The organism is Saccharopolyspora tripterygii, from assembly GCF_054778355.1.
This window is the reverse complement of record NZ_BAAGZP010000016.1, coordinates 70,414-86,845: the sequence shown is the minus strand read 5'-3', so window position 1 is coordinate 86,845 and position 16,432 is coordinate 70,414. Positions and strand designations below refer to the sequence as shown.

Genomic DNA, 16,432 nt, shown 5'->3' with positions numbered 1-16,432 from the left:
ACCTGGTACTGCCCGGGAACCACAGGTCGGCGATGCGTGCCGCCCCCATGCGGGCGGTGGCTGTGGAAAGTTCGATCACAACGGCGTCCTTTGCTCGGCGGCGGTTTCGATCAAGTGCTCGGCTCCGCGCAAAGCGAAGGCGGTCACCGTCGGGGTCGGATTGACCGACGAGGACGTCACGAACACGCTGCCGTCGAAGATGAACAGGTTTGCTACGTCGTGGGAGCGGCCGAATTCGTCGACGACCGACGTGTTCGGGTCGTTGCCGCAGCGTGCGGTGCCCAGCAGGTGCCAGCCGCTCTCCGGCATGAACTCCACCCGCTTTGTGGAGACGGCTCCCGCAGCCTCGTGCACCTCGACCAACCGGTCCACGTTCCAGTCGAGGCAGCGTTTGCTCTGCTCCGACATCTTGTAGTGGAGCTTGGGCGCGGGGATGCCGTCGCTGTCGACGAGCTCAGGGTCGAGCGTGACCCGGTTGTCGAAGACGGGCAGGTCCTCGATCGAGGCGGCGAGCTCGTAGCAACGCCCGTTGAGGCGCTCCACAAGCTCATGCCCGGCCAGACCGGTCCGCTCGGTGAGCGGGAGGTCGGCGAACCGCTCGAGCAGCGAGGCCGGGCCTTGATGTACCACGGAGCTCCACTTGGCGCCCCGGTAGAACCCACGGTCGGGGTCGGTCTCCGCGTAGTGCATCGACCAGATCGGATGCGCCTCGGGCCCGACCCATGGCTCGATCTCCTTGTCGTACTCGCCGAGGACCGCCACCACTGGATGCATCATCAGGTTGTGTCCGACGTAGCCCGAGGAGTTCGCGAGCCCATTCGGGAACAGCTTGCAGGCGGAGAGCTGCAGCAGGCGCGGCGTTCCGATGCCGTTGGCGCAGACGACCACGACCGGAGCCGACGTGTGCTGCTCGACGCCGGCGCGATCGATCCACGTGGCGCCGGTGGCCAGGCCGGTGTCGGAGACGGTGATCTCCCGGACCCGGGCGCCGGTCACCAGCTCGACCCCGGCTGCCAGTGCCCCAGGCCACATGGCCACGTCGAACGAAGCCTTGGCGCCCTCGGGACAGCCGGTGCTGCACGAGCCCCAGCGGGTACACGCGCCGCGATCTCCCCTAGGCTGCGACAGGATCGCGGAGGTGCCCGGCCACCAGCCGATGCCCATTTCGTTGAACGTTTCGGCAGCGAGCCTGCCCGCTCGACCGATCGGTAGCGGTGGCTGCGGCGGGCCCTGCCCCGGCGGATAGGCCGGGTAGCCGCCGAGACCAGACACGCCGATCATCTCGTCGACCATCTCGTAGTAGGGCTCGAGGTCCTCGTAGGTGATCGGCCAGTCGTCGGCGATGCCGTCCACCGACCTGACGCGGAAATCGGACGGGATCATCCGCGGCCACTCCGCCCAGAACAGGACGCTGCTGCCGCCGACGCCGTTGTACATGAACGGGTGAACGTCCGAGTCGGCATCGTTGACGGGGTAGTCGGCGGCGCCCCGGCGGTGGTTAGGGTTGGGATTCCAGGCGCCCGCCGCGAGCAGGTCACGCTCGAGTTTGTCGCTGGGGTAGCTGGCGACGTCGGGCCACCCGCCCTGTTCCAGGACGGTGACCTTGAAGCCGTTCTCCGCCAACATCCTGGCCGCCGTGACGCCGGAGGGTCCGGCGCCGATGATCAGCGCGTCGATGTCACTGCGGACGCCGTTCGTGGTGGTCATGTCTGCTCCTTCCTCGCCTCGACGGGAGAGCCCGACGCCGCCCATCGGTCTGTCGACTTCAGCCACACCCGGTCCTCGAGGAGCTCCCGGCAGGTGGTGCCCTCGCGCCACTGATCGGTCGCGAGCAGCGCACGGTGGAAGGGCAGCAGCGTGGTCAGCCCGGACACCTCCATGCGGTTCAGGGCTGTTCGCATCCGCCGGGTCGCCTCCGCACGGTCTTCTCCCCACACGACGAGCTTGGCGATCAACGGGTCGTAGTGCGGATGGACGACAGTGCCGTCGTCGACCCCGGTATCGACGCGGACGCCCTCGCCCTCGGGTGCGACGAAGCGGTCGATGGTGCCGGGTACCGGACGGAATCCCTTGGCCGCGGACTCCGCGTTGATCCGGCACTCGATTGCGTGCCCGTTGACCCGGACGTCCGACTGGTCGAAGCCGAGCCGTTCTCCGGCGGCGATCCGCAGTTGCAGCTCCACCAGGTCGATTCCGGTGACCATCTCGGTCACCGGGTGCTCCACCTGAATCCGCGTGTTCATCTCGAGGAAGTAGAACTCCTCGCCGACGAGCAGGCCTTCGACGGTGCCCACAGAGGAGTAGTTCGCAGCACGTGCCGCAGTGACGGCGATTTCGCCCAGGTGGGCTCGCATGGCGTCGGTCAGCGACTGACACGGGGCTTCCTCGATGAGTTTCTGGTACCGACGCTGGATCGAGCAGTCGCGTTCGAACAGGTGCACCACAGTGCCGTGGTCGTCCGCGACCACCTGAATCTCGATGTGACGCGGGTCCTTGAGGTAGCGCTCGAGGTAGACGGTCGCGTCGGCGAAGAACCGAGCTCCCTCCCCCGCCGCTCCCTCGATCGCCGCGTCGAGGTCGTCCGGGCCGAGGGCGACCCGGAACCCCTTGCCACCGCCTCCACTTGCCGCCTTGACCGCCACGGGGTAGCCGATCGATTCGGCGGTTGCTTGTGCCTCGGGTCCCGCGCTGACGGGAAAGGTGGTGCCCGGCACCACCGGGATCCCCGCCGCCGACATGGTCTGCCGTGCCCGGATCTTCGACGCCATCATGTCCATCGACTCTGGACTGGGTCCGATGAAGGTGAGACCGGCATCGGCGCACGCCCGGGCGAAGGTCGCGTTCTCCGCCAGTAGTCCGTAGCCGGGATGAATTGCCTGAGTTCCGGTCGCCCGTGCCGCGGCGATGATCCGGTCGATACGCAGATAACTGTCCGCGACCGGAGCCGTGCCGATCTCGATAGCCTCATCGGCCTCGCGCACGTGCATGCTCTTCGCGTCGACGTCGGAGTGGACTGCCACGGAACGGATGCCGAGTCGGCGGAGGCTTCGCACCACCCGGACCGCGATCTCGCCGCGGTTGGCGACGAGGACCTTCTCGAACATGGCTCACTCCCCCAGAGTCACGAGGAGGTCGCCGTCGTCAACCTGAGTGCCCTCGTTGACATGGACGGTGACGACGACACCGTCGTCCTCGGCCTCGATCGGGATCTCCATCTTCATCGACTCGAGGATGAGCAGGACGTCGCCGTCCTTGACCCGGTCGCCGGGCGCGGTGAGCACCTTCCATACCGTGCCCACATAGTCCGCCAGGACTTCATTCACGATGATCGTCTCCTTGTCTCAGTCGGCAGTGGGCTATCAGGAACGGCCACGCCAGTCCGGCCGCGGGCGGTTGCCGCCGGCCGACATGGATCCGAGGCTGGCGCTCAAGAAGGTGGCGACGACCTCACGGGTCTCGCGAGGATCGATCATGTGCTCGACGCCGAAGGCCTCGGCCGTCCGCCAGGGATCGACGAGCGCGTCCATCCGGGCCTCGATCTCCGCGCGCAGCCGCTCAGGGTTCTCCGACGCCTCGATCTCGCGCCGGTAGGCAGCCTCGACGCCGCCCTCGATGGGCAGGTCACCCCACTCGCCGCTGGGCCACGCCAGGCGAAGCCCGAGCTTCTCAGGATTCGAGGTCGCCGATACGGCGAGCCCGTAGGACTTGCGCACCTGGATCGTGACGACGGGGACCGTCGCCGAGATGATCGACTCCATGGCCTTCAGCCCCCAACGCAGCGTGTTGTCCTTCTCCGCCTGCGGGCCGACCATGAAGCCGGGGACGTCGACGAAGTAGAGAATCGGCAGGTGGAAGGTGTTGCACATGGTGATCAGCCGCACCTGCTTGTCACAGGCCGCCGCATCCATCGCGCCACCCAGGCTCTGCGGGTTGTTGGCGAGAACACCGATCGGGATCCCGTCGATCCGGGCGAGGCCAGTGGTGAGGCTCTTGCCCCACCGCGACCCGATTTCGAAGAACGAGTCCTTGTCCACGACCGCCTCGATGACGCGCGAAGCGCGATACGCCTGCCGGCGGTTCTCGGGGATGATGTCGAGCAGTTCCGGCGCGCGACGGTCGATGGGGTCATCGCAGTCCAGGCGCTCAGGCAACTGCCAGGCGTTCTGTGGTAGATAGCTGAGCACCGTGCGCATCTGGTCCATGGCGTCGTCCTCGTTCTCGGCCAAGTTGTCGATCGCGCCGATGCTCGTGACGAGCTTCGCGCCACCGAGGTCGAACTTGTCGACCTCGACGCCGAGCGCGCGCTTGACCAGGGGCGGACCACCGGTGATCAGGACGCTGTCCTTGGTGATCACCGAGAAGTGGCTGGCCAGCGCGCGTGCCGACGCGGCTCCCACGGCGACCCCGCTGACCATGGTCAAGACCGGTACCTCGGAGAGCACCTCGAAGCACCGGTTCCAGCTGATGGAACTGTTGAGGTACGCGTGCCCCTTGTCCTCCTGCGCGGCGACGTCACCGCCCACGCCCTCGACGAAGAGCAGTAGCGGGATCTTGTAGTCGTGTGCGAGATCGTCGACGAAGCCGCCCGTTCCGCCCTTCATCCGGTCCAGATAGGTCTGGGGTGCTCCGCCGCGCACGGTGAAGTCCTCACCGCCGAGAGCCACGTACCGCCCGTCGACCTTGGCCAAACCGCAGACGTAGCTGGAGGGCAAGGTGCCGATCTGGTTACCAAGTGCGTCGAACTCGTGATAGACGGCGAACTCGCCGATCTCGCTGAAGGACTGCGAGATCTTCTCGATCCGGTCCCGGATCGTGTAGCGGCCCTGTTCCTTCTGGCGATCGACGCGCCGCTCGCCACCGAGCTTGCGGGCGCGCCGGCGACGTAGATCGAATTGTCGCAGCTCGGCCGCCCACGAGAAGCCCGCCGTCGAACGGCCCGCTGCCGCCGAAGTGGTGGGTTCGTCGGGTCCGGACTCCCTCATCATTGCACCTCGTAGACGTCAGGGGATTCGACATCGCGGGACACCAGGTGTTTCTGCACCACACCTGTCCCGGGGCTCCGGACGAACTCCGTGCCATCGGTGACGACGACGTAACGTGGGACGGCGAAAGCCGGGAGCACGCTTCGGCAGTACGCCACGAATTCGGCTGAATCCACGGCGCGCCCGTGCTCGGGAATTACGAAGACCTTGAGCTCGTCCTCGCCGCCGTGCTCGTCCGGCACGGCGACGGCGATGCACTCGCGCACACCCTCGGCCGCCGACATCGAGTGCTCGAGCTCCCAAGCGGAGATGTTCTCCCCACGACGACGGAAGCTGTCGGTGCGCCGACCGTCGAAGTACAGGAAGCCGTCCTCGTCGAGATGGCCGGAATCACCGGTGTGGAACAACAGATTGCGCCAGGCCGCGACGGTGGCCTCCGCCCGTCGCCAATATGCGAGGGCGCAGAGGTGCGGCTGCCTCGGGCGGAAGACGATCTCTCCAACCTGCCCTACGGGCAACTCCCGGTCGTGCTCGTCCACGATGCGCACGTCGATCGCGGGATGGGGCCGTCCTGCTGAGCCTCGACGTCGCGCGCGGACGCCGCCCATCGCGATCGCATCGCATTCGGTCTGGCCGAACAGGGTCAGGATCGGGATACCGAGCCGGTCCTCGAAGACGTCGTAGCCGACGTCGGGCACGGGTGCGCAGAGTATCCGCGTCAGCGGCAAGGACCCCCGTTCCGGGAGTTCTCCCTGAGCCAGCATCGACAGCATCGAGCCGACGACCAATGTCCACGTTGCCCCGAAATCACGTACGTCGTCGAAGAAGCCGGAAACACTGAAGCGCGACCGGAAAGCCAGCACGCCGCCCGTCTGGATCGCCGCCGTGATGAGGACGTGAGCATCGACATGGAAGAACGGCAGCGGGAAGTAGCCCACGTCGCCTTCTCGGAAGCCCATCTCGTCGGACCAGATCCGAGCGAGGTTCGAGAAATAGGCACGCGGGAGCATCACTCCCTTCGACGGGCCGGTCGTTCCCGATGTGTAGAGGATCGTGGCTAGGTCGTCCGGCTGGGCTGACCCGTAAATGGCGTCCAGCTCATCGGCGACCTCTGGCGCGACCGGCTCTACCGGGACATCGTCGATGACAACCACCTCGACATCGCTGGCCGCACCGATGCTTTCGAGGGCGTACCGTTGGCACGCGATCAGGTGGGGATCGGAGTCGGTCAGGACGTGAGCCATCATCGGCCCGCGCAGCTCGATGTTGACGGAAACCTCGACTGCGCCTACCCACCAGATCCCGAACATCCAGGCGACGCGTTCGAACGAGTTGTCGCACACGAGGGCTACTCGATCGCCCGGCCGGACACCTCGGCGCTGGAGCACCGCAGCCACCTCGCGGGCCCGTTGGACCAGATCACCGACCGTGACCTCCACGTCATGGGAGCGCAGGAGCGGACGATGCGCGTCCGTGCACGCCGCGCGAAGCAGATCGTGAACGGGCCCGACCCGATCGAGGACCAGGCGATCTGGGACTTGCGGTGGGGCGGTACGCACATTGAGTCCCTTCGATGTGAGGGCAACGCTGGAGTTTCTCGATGCTTCAACGTCGGCGACACCCGCCGCCACGACCAAGTGAGGCGTACCGCCGTTGAGGACGGTGCAGTGTGCACCGGCTGCTGCCGCCGCTCCCTTGTTACGAATCGACGACCGCGTCTTACGCCGTCAACGTCTGTCCAGGGCGGCAGCCATGGATCCGGGTTCGACCGAACGCCCCACCGCCCGCAGGCTCACCGAACGGGAGGCCGGCGGATTCTGGTGCACCGAGATCCATTCTTGGGCCTACGACTTCGACTACCTCGGCCATCTCACCGGGGGCATCTACCTCAAGGCGTACGAGGAGGGCCGTGTCCGGGTACCTCATCGAGCACTGGGGCACGTCCGTCGCGGCCCTCCTATGCCGTCGCGTCGCACCAACTGGAGTACCTCGCCGAGATTTGCGAGACCAGTGAAGCCCTCCGCGTCATGGAGGCGCTGATCAAGAGCGCCAGCCGGTTGCGCTCGGGAGGGCTCAACGTGCCCGAGGGCGCGAGCGCGCTGGTCGTGGAACCCAACACGAAGGGCCGCGCAGCAGGCAAGGCACCTGATCTGCCGGTGTTGTCCGGGCTCGCCGAGGACACCAGGGACGGCAAACAATTGCGGGCCGGCGCCAGGCCGTTAGCGGTTCCGAACGCGAGCATGGGCCCCATGACCGGTATCCCGCTGGGCGTGGGCGCGCTGATGACGGCACGCGGCGAAATTACGATCCCGGGCGTGCACGGCCGCGAACGCGCCATCGACCCCACCGCGTTCTTCCAGCTGCTTGCCCGAATCGCAGATCAGGACACGACCGATGGCCAGGAAGTCGTAGAAGTCGTGACCGAGCCCGTCGAGGCGTGAGAGGTGGCTGACGTCCTTGGCGCTCGTCGCGCTCGTCGCCGTAGTGCTGTTCTTCGGTCAAGCCGCGATAGAGCGGTTTAACCCACGGGGACCGATCTGCTCACGGCTGCTTACGTGCTGTTCGCCATGTTCGTCCTCGCCGTGCGAGGTGATGAGCTGGTGGCCAGCGTCGACCGGAATCCGCCGCCGCTGAACCCGAACGATACTGCCTGGAGCTCCCTGTCCGCGGGGCCTGACCTACGGGGCCTTGTGCTTGTGCATTTTTCCCGCGGCGATGCCCGTGATGCGCGGTTCGCTCAATCTCGATGGGCGGCCACGGCGTCGATATGGCTGCAGCGCTTACTCGCCAGGCTGGGTTCGCTGCGCCGTGTCGTCCGGTTCGGCCGATGTTCAGATGAACGCGTTGCTGACCAGCGGTGTCACCGAGCTCGTTGCCTCCATCGGCCCTCCTTGCCCGATTTCCGCGCGACCAGGGCGGCGTCTTCCAAGTGTGCGCTCGGCCCCGCTCCGGGCTAGCGAAGGCGGATCCGAAGTTGGGACGTCTGACTGACGAAGACCGCGCCTGTCGTTAGTGCAAAGTGCACTCGTTGGTCATCCATGGTGAGGGGGTCTGGCGTGGAGAAGATCCGGCGCAGCGGCCAGCATGGACCGACCAATAAACCCACGAAGGAGACGCAACATCAAGGTTGTTGTCGTCGGCGGAGCCGGCGCGATGGGACGCAAGCTCGTGGAGACCCTCACCACCTTCGACGAGGTCTCGACGGTGGTCGTCCTCGACCGGGACGTCGGGCGCCTCGACGCCATGGCCGAGCTGTGGGGGCCGAAGGTCCAACCCGTTGGCTTTGACGCGCTGGCTGACGACTTGTCGCCGCACCTGAGCGACGCTCGCGTCACTGTGAGCACGTTGGGTCCGTTCACCGTCTTCGGCCAGCACGTCCTGTCGGCTGCGATCGAGGCGGGCTGCGATTACCTGGACATCAACGACGACTGGGAGCCCACTCTGGGCGTACTCGGTCTCGATGAACGCGCTCGTGCCGCGGGTGTCACCGCGCTCATTGGGATGGGTCTGAGCCCCGGCGTCTCCAACCTGCTCGCGGTTCACGCGGCCGCCGAGCTCGATCGCGTCGATGAGCTCTACACGGGCTGGGACCTCGCCGGCGCGCGGACCGAGCCCGGTGGCGCGCGGCCTGCCGCGGCGACCGTTCACCTGGTCAACGAGTGCACCGGGAAGGTGCAGGTAGTTCGGGACGGCAGTGTTGCGCAGGTCAGGCCGCTTGAGCGAGTGGCGATGCGCTATCCCGGTCGCGGAGAGATCGAGATGCGCACGATCGGGCATCCCGAAGCCGTCACGCTGCCCCGGGTCTTCACCGGGCTCAAGACCTGCGTCAACGTGATGGTGGCACCGGCATGGTGGTTCGACGGCCTCGAGGCGGTGATGGCCCGCGTGGACAGCGGTGAACTCACCGCCCAAGACGCGGCGGTGCTTGTCGAGGACGGGTTCCCGCGTCCAGCCGAGGCTCGTAAAACGGCGCGGACGCCCATGGTCTGGGCCCTGGCACAAGGGGAACGGGAGGGCCGACCGTTGCGGGTGGCCGCAGGTCTCGAGCGCTGGCCGGACGGACTGATGGCCGGAGGGACCAGCGTTCCCGCGGCCATGGCTGTGCAACTTATGCTGCGCGGTCAGATCTCCAGGCCAGGTGTAGTCACCCCTGAGGAGGCTGTCCCCTTCAAGCCTCTGATGGCGGCGCTGGAACCGCTCTACGTGCATCCCGCGACCGACCGTCCGCTGTTCGAGGTCGTTACCGAGGAGATTCGCGACGATCGCTAGTTGTATTAAACTGAGAGGTTGGATACGCGGCTGGTGGGTGGGCCGCCGATGCTGGTGTGGTGGCGGTGATGGTTGTAGTCGTGTAGCCAGCCGGGCAAGGCGGTGCGCCGTTGGGTCTCGGTGCTGTAGGGCTGACCGTAGGCCCATTCGTCGAGCAGGATGCGGTGGAAACGCTCGACTGTGCCGTTGGTCTGGGGCCGGTAGGGTGGCAGGCGCCGTTGTCAGTCAAGACTCGCTGGATATCGATGCCCGCTACCGCGAACCATGCGTGCGCTCGTTTCCAGAAGGCTGTGGCGGTGGTTTTCGGTTCGTCGGGAAGGATTTCGGTGTAGGCCAACCTGCTGTGATCGTCCAGGGCGGTGTGCAGGTAGGCATAGCCCAGCTTCGTCCGCGAGCTGGTGCTGTTGTTGGCGATGGGCCGGCTGCAGGTGTTGTGCCGACCGCCTGTGGCGCGTCCGTGGACTTTGTGGCCGCCTCCGTCGGGGATGTTGCCCAGCTTTTTGATGTCGACGTGCACCATCCCACCCGGCTGTGGGTATTCGTAGCGGCGGATCACGCGCCTGGTGGCCCGGTCCATATGCGCCAGCCGGTTGGTCCGGTAGCGCACCAACACCCGATGCACGGTCGAGGGACTGAGCTTCAGCAGCCCGGCGATCCGGGCCGGGCCCACCGCCAAAGCACCCGGACTTTGATGACCCGCCGCTCGGTTCGAGTGGGAACACGCCGAGGGCTGTTATGCGGCGGGCTGGAGCGATCGACCATGCCTGCTTCGCCGTCACGCCGGTAGCGATCCGCCCACCGCTTCGCGCAACCAACCGAGACCTGAAAACGCTCGGCCGCCCGCCGCAGCCGTCACCCCTCCTGCACGACACACCGAGCCCGCCGCAGCCTGCCCGTCTCAGTCAAAGGGCTTTACGGTGACACACGAGGACCTCCCGGTGATCGGTGCAGATTGTGGTGATCCACACCGAACCCGGAGGTCCTTACTCATTCCAAGATCATCCGATCCTGTGTCACCGTTCACATTCCTCCCGGGCACTACAGCTAGTTGTTGCGGGCAAAGAGGTTGTTGACGGCGTGGCTGTAATCAAGGTGTTTCGAGAAGTGTCGCGACGGCTGCGCTCGCGTGACGGGCTGGGGCGCCATTGATGCCGGCCGTCACGATCGTTCCTTCAGCGAACAGGAAAACCGGTTCAACCACGGCCAATCCGGTTGTGGACCCACACTGCGATCTGGTCGTGGAATGCTGCTTGTATGACCGGACTTCGGCTCGCACCGCCTCGGATGCGGGTCGGAGTTCGTCGTGGGCATTGATCCAGGCGTATCCGCGGAAGCCGGGTTCTGCCAACCGCTCGGCAAGCCAGGCAAGATCACCGCCCGCTGGCCCGGCCACATGGTCCACCCAGATGTGGAGAAGGTCGATCGGATCCCCGACGGCGGAGGTTGACACATCCACGGCCGCGACAGCGATCAGGCCAAGGCCGCCGGGCAAGCGAAGTCAGCTGGCGCGAAGCGCGGGTACACCTACCTACATTCGGCAATCGACGACTTCTCTCGACTGTCCTACATCGAGCCTATCAGTGACAAGAAGGGAACGACCGCCTGGCCCGAGCGAGAATCTGGTTCGCAGCCCATGGAACCGACCATATACACCGGATCGTCACAGACAACGGTGCGTGATATCGCTCCGGCGACTTAGCGACGATGGCCCCGGGACTCGCCGGAGCCATCGTCGCCCGAACGGGCATGGTTGCTGGTCGTGCCGCTTCAGAGGCCGAGGTGGTCGGCGAGCTCGTTGTAGTCGACTTGCCAGAGTCCCGGAGAGCCCTTCGGGTACTGCGAACGGAAGCCGATGAGCTGCTGCACCCGCGGCGAGAGCGACTTGGCCAGCTCCTTATCGACCAGGAACGGGTAGGCTTCCTCGCCTACGAGGTACCCGGCGTTGAACGCAAAGGCCAGCGCCCGTCGGTAGAAGTCGGTCGTCTGGTTTGCTCCGCCGCCGTGCGCGGTCTTGCCGCTGAAGAAGAGTGCGTCACCCGGCGACATCTCGGCCGGGACCGTTTGTTCGGGAGTACCGCGGTCCTCGAAGTCCGTCCAGTGGTTGCTGCCCGGGATGACGCGGGTGGCGCCGTTCTCATCCGTGAACTCGGTGAGCGCGATCAGGAAGTTGACGACCACCTCCGGGCCGCTGGGTCCCATGCCGATGAACGGGAACCAGTTCTCGAGATCGCGATGCAGCATCTGTGCGGCGTTGCCGGGCCCGATCTCGATGACCTGTGTGGTCGTCATCGCGTGGGTGCCCGATTCCTCGAGGAATACTGCCTCGGCCAGCGCGTTGACGAGGTCGTGGTCGATGACCTCTGTGGCGAACGTCTTGCTGCGGGACACCAGGTTGGTCAGTCGCTTGGTGTTGCGCCCGTGGAACTCGGCGACGAACTCGTCGTCGTGTTTCGAACCCGGCTGCAGGCTCTTTAGGTCCTGCTCGATTTCACTGTTGACCTGCTCGACCTGATTCGCGTTAAGCAGGCCCTGGATGATGACTCCGCCGTCTTCGTGGAAGATGGACATGATGTCGGCGATCGGGGCCGAGCGCGGCACCTTTCGCAAAGTTGCTGTGTTTGTAGACATGACGTGCAACTCCTTTCGTCATCTATGATGTGCGTCTCATGCAGTCTTCGTCCTACGGGGAGGTGGGCTCCACACCATCTGTCCCTCATGTCGGGCGGCAGCAGGTGCACTGTGCACTACGTCGACCGGCGGCAGCCTTGCGGCAGGGGTTCGGCCGCAAGATCAGCAGCGCCCCGAACGAAGCCCCACCGCTGTGCAGAACGCACCGACACCGCGCCGATCGTGGGTCACGTGGGTGTAGAACGCCACAGACGTCGCACTGTTCGATGGTCTCGACCGTGAGTCGAACAGCGAAGGAAGTGCGCCATGCAGGACTCAAGAGAGGAATCCGTCGATGTCGTGATCATCGGGGCCGGCATATCCGGTATCGGTGCGGCGCAACACCTGAAGACTGAATTCCCCGACCGGAAGATCCTCCTCCTGGAGTCGCGAGCCGCCATCGGCGGCACCTGGGATCTGTTCAAATACCCCGGCATTCGGTCGGACTCCGACCTGCACACCTACGGCTACGAGTTCAAGCCGTGGCGGCACAAGAGCGCCATCGCCGAGGGCCCGCTGATCCGTGAGTACCTGGCCGAGACGGTGCAGGAGTACGGCCTCGAGGACCTGCTTCGGCTCGGCCACCGGGTGACTTCGGCCGACTGGTCGAGCGCCGAGGCCCGGTGGACACTCAACGTGGTCGTGACCGACGACGCGGGTGTCGAGCGGGATAAGACGATCAAGACCAACTGGGTGTTCAGCGCGACCGGCTACTACAACTATGAAGAGGGCTTCACTCCGCACTTCGAGGGCCGCGAGGACTTCGGCGGCGACATCCTGCATCCTCAGCACTGGCCCGAGGATTACGACTACAGCGGTAAGCGGGTCGTGGTGATCGGGAGCGGCGCCACAGCCGTCACGATGATCCCGGCGATGCTCGAGGGCGAAGGCGCCGCGGCCCACGTGACGATGCTGCAGCGCACACCCAGCTACATTGTTTCCGTTCCCAGAGTCGACGACCTGGCCGTCAAGTTCTCCAGATGGTTCGGCCCGCAGCGCGGGTACACGCTCACACGGCTGAAGAACATCTGGCTCGACTTCCTGCTCGTCACCACCCTGCGGAAGTTCCCAAACTTCGGGCGTAAGCAGCTCCGCAAGTGGGCGATGAAGGAACTGCCGGCCGACTTCGATGTGGACGTCCACTTCAATCCGCCCTACGCGCCCTGGGACCAACGCCTCTGCGTCACCCCGGACGGCGAGTTCTTCGCGGTACTGCGCGACGGAAGGGCCGATGTGGTGACCGACCACATCGTCCGGTTCACCAACGAGGGCATCCTGCTGAAGTCCGGCGAGACGCTGGAAGCGGATCTCATCGTCACCGCGACAGGACTGAACATGCAGATGCTCGGTGGCATTCAGCCGACGGTCGACGGGGTGCCGGTAAACGTGGCCGACACCGTCCTCTACCGCGGGGTGCTCATGTCCGGCGTTCCGAACTGGGCGAACATGCTCGGTTACACAAAGGCCTCCTGGACTCTCCGGCTGGCGAACGTGTGTCGGTTCGTCAGTGACGTGCTCCGCCGCATGGACGCGAATGGTCACGACATCGTCGTACCTGCCTTCCCCGAGGGCCTCGGCACCCAAGACCTTCTCGATCTCACATCGGGCTACATGCGGCGCGCACTGCACAAGATCCCTCGACAGGGGACCGCGCCGCCCTGGCAAATGCGTACCACGTTCGTGCAGGACAACAGATTGTTCAAGGGGCAGTTGATCGATGAGAGCCTGCACTTCTCCTCGCACACGGAACCCGCGAGCGATCTCACGAGGGTGGGGCAGACACGTGACTGAGACGCGTCTGTCGATGCGGGGCAGCGTGCACAGCGTGCGTTCCTGATCGCGCTGAGCCGCGTCCCGGCACCTGTCCTCCGGATGTTGATCCGGCCACCGGTCAACCGAAACGGCGAGCAGATGGCCGCCGATATCGCACTCCTGGCGAAGATCATGGCTGCGGGTGACGACTAAAGCGACCTGGATGCCGACGCAGCCCGAGAGACGACAGAGCGGGAATCGGTGCAGTTCGCCGACAGCATCCCGCCGTGCGCCGCCGAGCAGGAACTCACGATCTCTGACGGACTACTGGCGACCTGGTACGGCTCGGGCTTGCGGTCGCGAGGCTTGATTCTCTCTTCCACGGTGGCGGATTCGTCCTGGGAAGCCTCCGTGGGCGAGCATGCGTGCCGGGGCGGCGTAGCCGGCCGGAGCAGACGTTCTGTCTGTCGAATACCGACTGATAGCTCGGGCAGTCCCGACGACTCCGGAGGAATGCTCGGTCCGAGCTGAAGGGAATGGTGGAACTCCTGACGAGTGACCGGGTTGCACCCGCGATGGGACCAGGTCGAGACGCGGAGCTCTTCGCCCAGTGCGATCAGACGCTCGTAGCCCGGACCGACCAGCTGGCCCCTTCCTCGACGAATCGGCCATTGTCGAGCCGGTGGACCTTGGTGCGTCCACCCACCCTGTCCCGGGCTTCAAGGACGCGCAGCGATGTGATGCCTGCCTGCTCGAGGCAGCGGCTGTGACGAGCCCGGACAGGCCGGCGCCGATCACGATCACATCGGCGGTGGAGTTCTTAATATCGACGATCTCCTCGGTTCAGGTGGTCTGGGCGATGCTCAGCATTTGCTCCAGTGCGGCCGCGTCGACGAAGTAAATGTCGCGTGTGATTGCGAGCGAGTCCGGGTCGAAGGTCGAGAAGGCCGTTGCGAGCCACCGCATCTTCTTGCCTGAGGTGGCCGGCGCATCGACAGCGGGGAGGGTTCCCGTCAGCTCGAACACCACACCGATCGTGTTCTCGTCGACGTGGGCCGCCGCCACACGGGGGGTGTAGTCAGGGAACGTTGACCACATCTCCTCGAGGAAACCGATGAGTGAGTCCTTACCACCTTCCTGTCCGGTCCCGCCGTCGACGAAGACACAGTTGTCGTCGAAGTGAGCCAGTATGCGCTCGACATCGTGGTCGACGACCGCCGAGCAGACGCTCTTGATCTTGTCGACGTAGGTCTCAGCGAGTCGATCGGTGCTTGCCATGACGGCTCTCTTCCTGGTGCGGGGCCGGTCGTTCACGGCCGAGTGATAAGTTCCAGGTCTCACTCTTCTGGCAGGCGAGGCGCGTCGGCTATGGCAACACCCACTGGGTGCGGGTCAGCGCTGGTGCACTGTTCATCCTCCGTGGTCGCTCAGGTCGGTCGGCGGAGCAACCGGACGAGCGCGCCGAATCCGAGGTCTCCCAATCCGGCCTGCTCGGCTGCGTCCAGCATCTTCGCGGCCTGGGCGAGGTGCGTGCCCTGATGGCCTTCACTTCGCATGGTTGCGACGCCGTCCCGTGCACCCTGAGCAAACGTGGCGATCGTCGCCTGGTCCGTCGTGAAGTCCGCGGTATCGATCGCGGTGGCCATCTCCTCGGTGGCATAGGCCAGCAACGACATCATGCGTTCCGTCGTGATCCGGACCGCGGAAGCTGGCACCGACTCGGTGAACAGGTAGTCGACCGTCTCCAGGTAGGCACTCATCGCGGCGACCAGCCATCCTCCGAGGCCGAGAAGAAGCTGGTTGGCGGTAGCGATCGCGTTCGAGAAGTGGACAGACGCGCCCCCGAAGAGCAGGAGCGTCTCCTCGTGCCGGCTCCACACCTCTGCGGGCCCGGAGTAGGCGACCATCGTGGTCTGCCGGCCGACCTCGTACGGATAGCAGAACAGCGCACCGTCCAGGTACGCCGCGCCACGCGCGGCCGCCCATTGCGCCATCTCCTCGGCCTCCCGCGGCGAGCCGCTGGACACGTTCACCAGGGTCCTTCCGTGCCAGTCGTCGACCGGAGCAAGGGCCCCCAGCGCGGCCTCGTAGGTGGTCGTACACACGATGACGAGCGGCGCCGCCCGGACGGCATCCTGGATCGACTCCACAGGAGTGACCCCGGGGGCTGCCAGAGTTAGCGCGCGCTCGGGGGTCCGGTTCCAAACAGCAACCGTGCGCCGGTGATCCGCGAGGTTTCGAGCGAGCGCCGCACCCATCAGGCCGCACCCGATCACAGCGACGTCGTGGGAGGGCGCCGAGCTTGCTCGGTGATCTGCGGTCTGCGAGTGCATTTCGATCTCCCTACCGAGCGCTTGTGATCTGTGGGGTGGTGCGCCGCGAGCTGAAGGAGTACAGCAGCACCGGTAGCAGGAGACGGACGAAGCAGCTGACGTCGACGCCGAGCCACTCGGCGACAGGACCTTGATAGATGCTCAGGTTCATGAACGGGATCTGAGTGACGACGCTCGTGGCGAAGATGGCGATCGTCGTGACGTTGTAGCGTCCGTAGCGGCCGCTCGCGTCGAACAGGTCCCCGATGGCGTAGATGCCGTTGCGGATTCGCGCTGAACCACAGGGTGAAGAGCCTCTTCGGATTGCCATAGCGCTCGCCGAGAGGGATGAACTCGATGCTGTGCTTCTCAGTCTCCATGGAATCGTCCTTCACCGTTCAGCCACTGGAGCAGCGACTCAACGGTCGCCGTTGTCGGCGCACGGCACCT

12 protein-coding genes and 3 pseudogenes are annotated in these 16,432 nt (G+C 65.6%); 4 read left to right on the top strand and 11 right to left on the bottom strand.

The annotated features are described in order from the left end of the window. Nucleotides 1-75: 75 nt before the first annotated feature. From ACYVF3_RS13170 to ACYVF3_RS13150, 5 genes are read right to left on the bottom strand one after another with little or no spacing between them, the layout of a single operon-like run. A complete protein-coding gene (locus ACYVF3_RS13170) occupies nucleotides 76-1,707 on the bottom strand; it encodes a GMC family oxidoreductase (protein ID WP_461154523.1) in 1,632 nt (543 codons plus the stop codon). Then, on the bottom strand, nucleotides 1,704-3,104 hold the full coding sequence (locus ACYVF3_RS13165) for an acetyl-CoA carboxylase biotin carboxylase subunit (RefSeq protein ID WP_461154522.1): 1,401 nt from the start codon (nucleotides 3,102-3,104) through the stop codon (nucleotides 1,704-1,706). Before ACYVF3_RS13165 ends, ACYVF3_RS13170 begins: the two co-directional genes overlap by 4 nt. Before the next feature lie 3 nt (nucleotides 3,105-3,107). After that, nucleotides 3,108-3,323, bottom strand: a complete 216-nt coding sequence (locus ACYVF3_RS13160; protein ID WP_461154521.1) for a biotin/lipoyl-binding carrier protein — start codon at nucleotides 3,321-3,323, stop codon at nucleotides 3,108-3,110. Between the two features lie 36 nt (nucleotides 3,324-3,359). After that, entirely contained in the window at nucleotides 3,360-4,982 is a 1,623-nt protein-coding gene (locus ACYVF3_RS13155; protein ID WP_461154520.1) for an acyl-CoA carboxylase subunit beta, read from the bottom strand. Beyond that, nucleotides 4,982-6,541, bottom strand: a complete 1,560-nt coding sequence (locus ACYVF3_RS13150) for an AMP-binding protein (RefSeq protein WP_461154643.1) — start codon at nucleotides 6,539-6,541, stop codon at nucleotides 4,982-4,984. The genes ACYVF3_RS13155 and ACYVF3_RS13150 overlap by 1 nt, the downstream gene beginning before the upstream one ends. Before the next feature lie 468 nt (nucleotides 6,542-7,009). Here ACYVF3_RS13150 and ACYVF3_RS13145 point away from each other — a divergent pair, with 468 nt between their 5' ends. Both ACYVF3_RS13145 and ACYVF3_RS13140 read left to right on the top strand, forming a co-directional pair. Continuing rightward, the gene (locus ACYVF3_RS13145) at nucleotides 7,010-7,423 is read left to right on the top strand and encodes a hypothetical protein (protein WP_461154519.1); all 414 of its coding nucleotides are present in this window, start codon (nucleotides 7,010-7,012) and stop codon (nucleotides 7,421-7,423) included. 643 nt (nucleotides 7,424-8,066) lie between these two features. After that, complete coding sequence (locus ACYVF3_RS13140; protein ID WP_461154518.1) at nucleotides 8,067-9,251, top strand: saccharopine dehydrogenase family protein; 1,185 nt, start codon at nucleotides 8,067-8,069, stop codon at nucleotides 9,249-9,251. A gap of 5 nt (nucleotides 9,252-9,256) precedes the next feature. Here ACYVF3_RS13140 and ACYVF3_RS13135 read toward each other — a convergent pair. Continuing rightward, a pseudogene (locus ACYVF3_RS13135) lies at nucleotides 9,257-10,157 on the bottom strand (integrase core domain-containing protein). 460 nt (nucleotides 10,158-10,617) lie between these two features. On the opposite strand from ACYVF3_RS13135, the pseudogene ACYVF3_RS13130 reads away from it, so the two are divergent. Beyond that, a pseudogene (locus ACYVF3_RS13130) lies at nucleotides 10,618-10,928 on the top strand (IS481 family transposase); the annotation flags it as partial. A gap of 90 nt (nucleotides 10,929-11,018) precedes the next feature. Here ACYVF3_RS13130 and ACYVF3_RS13125 read toward each other — a convergent pair. Then, nucleotides 11,019-11,849, bottom strand: a complete 831-nt coding sequence (locus tag ACYVF3_RS13125; RefSeq protein ID WP_461154517.1) for a phytanoyl-CoA dioxygenase family protein — start codon at nucleotides 11,847-11,849, stop codon at nucleotides 11,019-11,021. 369 nt (nucleotides 11,850-12,218) lie between these two features. On the opposite strand from ACYVF3_RS13125, the gene ACYVF3_RS13120 reads away from it, so the two are divergent. After that, a complete protein-coding gene (locus ACYVF3_RS13120; protein WP_461154516.1) occupies nucleotides 12,219-13,709 on the top strand; it encodes a flavin-containing monooxygenase in 1,491 nt (496 codons plus the stop codon). 577 nt (nucleotides 13,710-14,286) lie between these two features. On the opposite strand, the pseudogene ACYVF3_RS13115 reads toward ACYVF3_RS13120, so the two are convergent. The 4 genes and pseudogenes from ACYVF3_RS13115 to ACYVF3_RS13100 form a co-directional block, all read right to left on the bottom strand. Beyond that, nucleotides 14,287-14,421: pseudogene (locus tag ACYVF3_RS13115) on the bottom strand (FAD-dependent oxidoreductase); the annotation flags it as partial. Between the two features lie 92 nt (nucleotides 14,422-14,513). Further along, nucleotides 14,514-14,948: a nuclear transport factor 2 family protein gene (locus ACYVF3_RS13110; protein ID WP_461154515.1), complete on the bottom strand. Its 435-nt coding sequence runs from the start codon at nucleotides 14,946-14,948 to the stop codon at nucleotides 14,514-14,516. A gap of 149 nt (nucleotides 14,949-15,097) precedes the next feature. Continuing rightward, on the bottom strand, nucleotides 15,098-16,003 hold the full coding sequence (locus tag ACYVF3_RS13105; RefSeq protein ID WP_461154514.1) for an NAD(P)-binding domain-containing protein: 906 nt from the start codon (nucleotides 16,001-16,003) through the stop codon (nucleotides 15,098-15,100). A 10-nt stretch (nucleotides 16,004-16,013) separates the two neighbouring features. Then, entirely contained in the window at nucleotides 16,014-16,313 is a 300-nt protein-coding gene (locus ACYVF3_RS13100) for a hypothetical protein (RefSeq protein ID WP_461154513.1), read from the bottom strand. Nucleotides 16,314-16,432: the final 119 nt, after the last annotated feature.

Excerpts from the sequence above, each read along its gene's own strand:
- ACYVF3_RS13100 (WP_461154513.1), bottom strand. The coding sequence starts at position 16,313 with ATGGCAATCCGAAGAGGCTCTTCACCCTGTGGTTCAGCGCGAATCCGC.
- ACYVF3_RS13170 (WP_461154523.1), bottom strand. The coding sequence starts at position 1,707 with ATGACCACCACGAACGGCGTCCGCAGTGACATCGACGCGCTGATCATC.
- ACYVF3_RS13155 (WP_461154520.1), bottom strand. The coding sequence starts at position 4,982 with ATGAGGGAGTCCGGACCCGACGAACCCACCACTTCGGCGGCAGCGGGC.
- ACYVF3_RS13145 (WP_461154519.1), top strand. The coding sequence starts at position 7,010 with ATGGAGGCGCTGATCAAGAGCGCCAGCCGGTTGCGCTCGGGAGGGCTC.
- ACYVF3_RS13110 (WP_461154515.1), bottom strand. The coding sequence starts at position 14,948 with ATGGCAAGCACCGATCGACTCGCTGAGACCTACGTCGACAAGATCAAG.
- ACYVF3_RS13140 (WP_461154518.1), top strand. The coding sequence starts at position 8,067 with ATGGACCGACCAATAAACCCACGAAGGAGACGCAACATCAAGGTTGTT.
- ACYVF3_RS13105 (WP_461154514.1), bottom strand. The coding sequence starts at position 16,003 with ATGCACTCGCAGACCGCAGATCACCGAGCAAGCTCGGCGCCCTCCCAC.
- ACYVF3_RS13165 (WP_461154522.1), bottom strand. The coding sequence starts at position 3,104 with ATGTTCGAGAAGGTCCTCGTCGCCAACCGCGGCGAGATCGCGGTCCGG.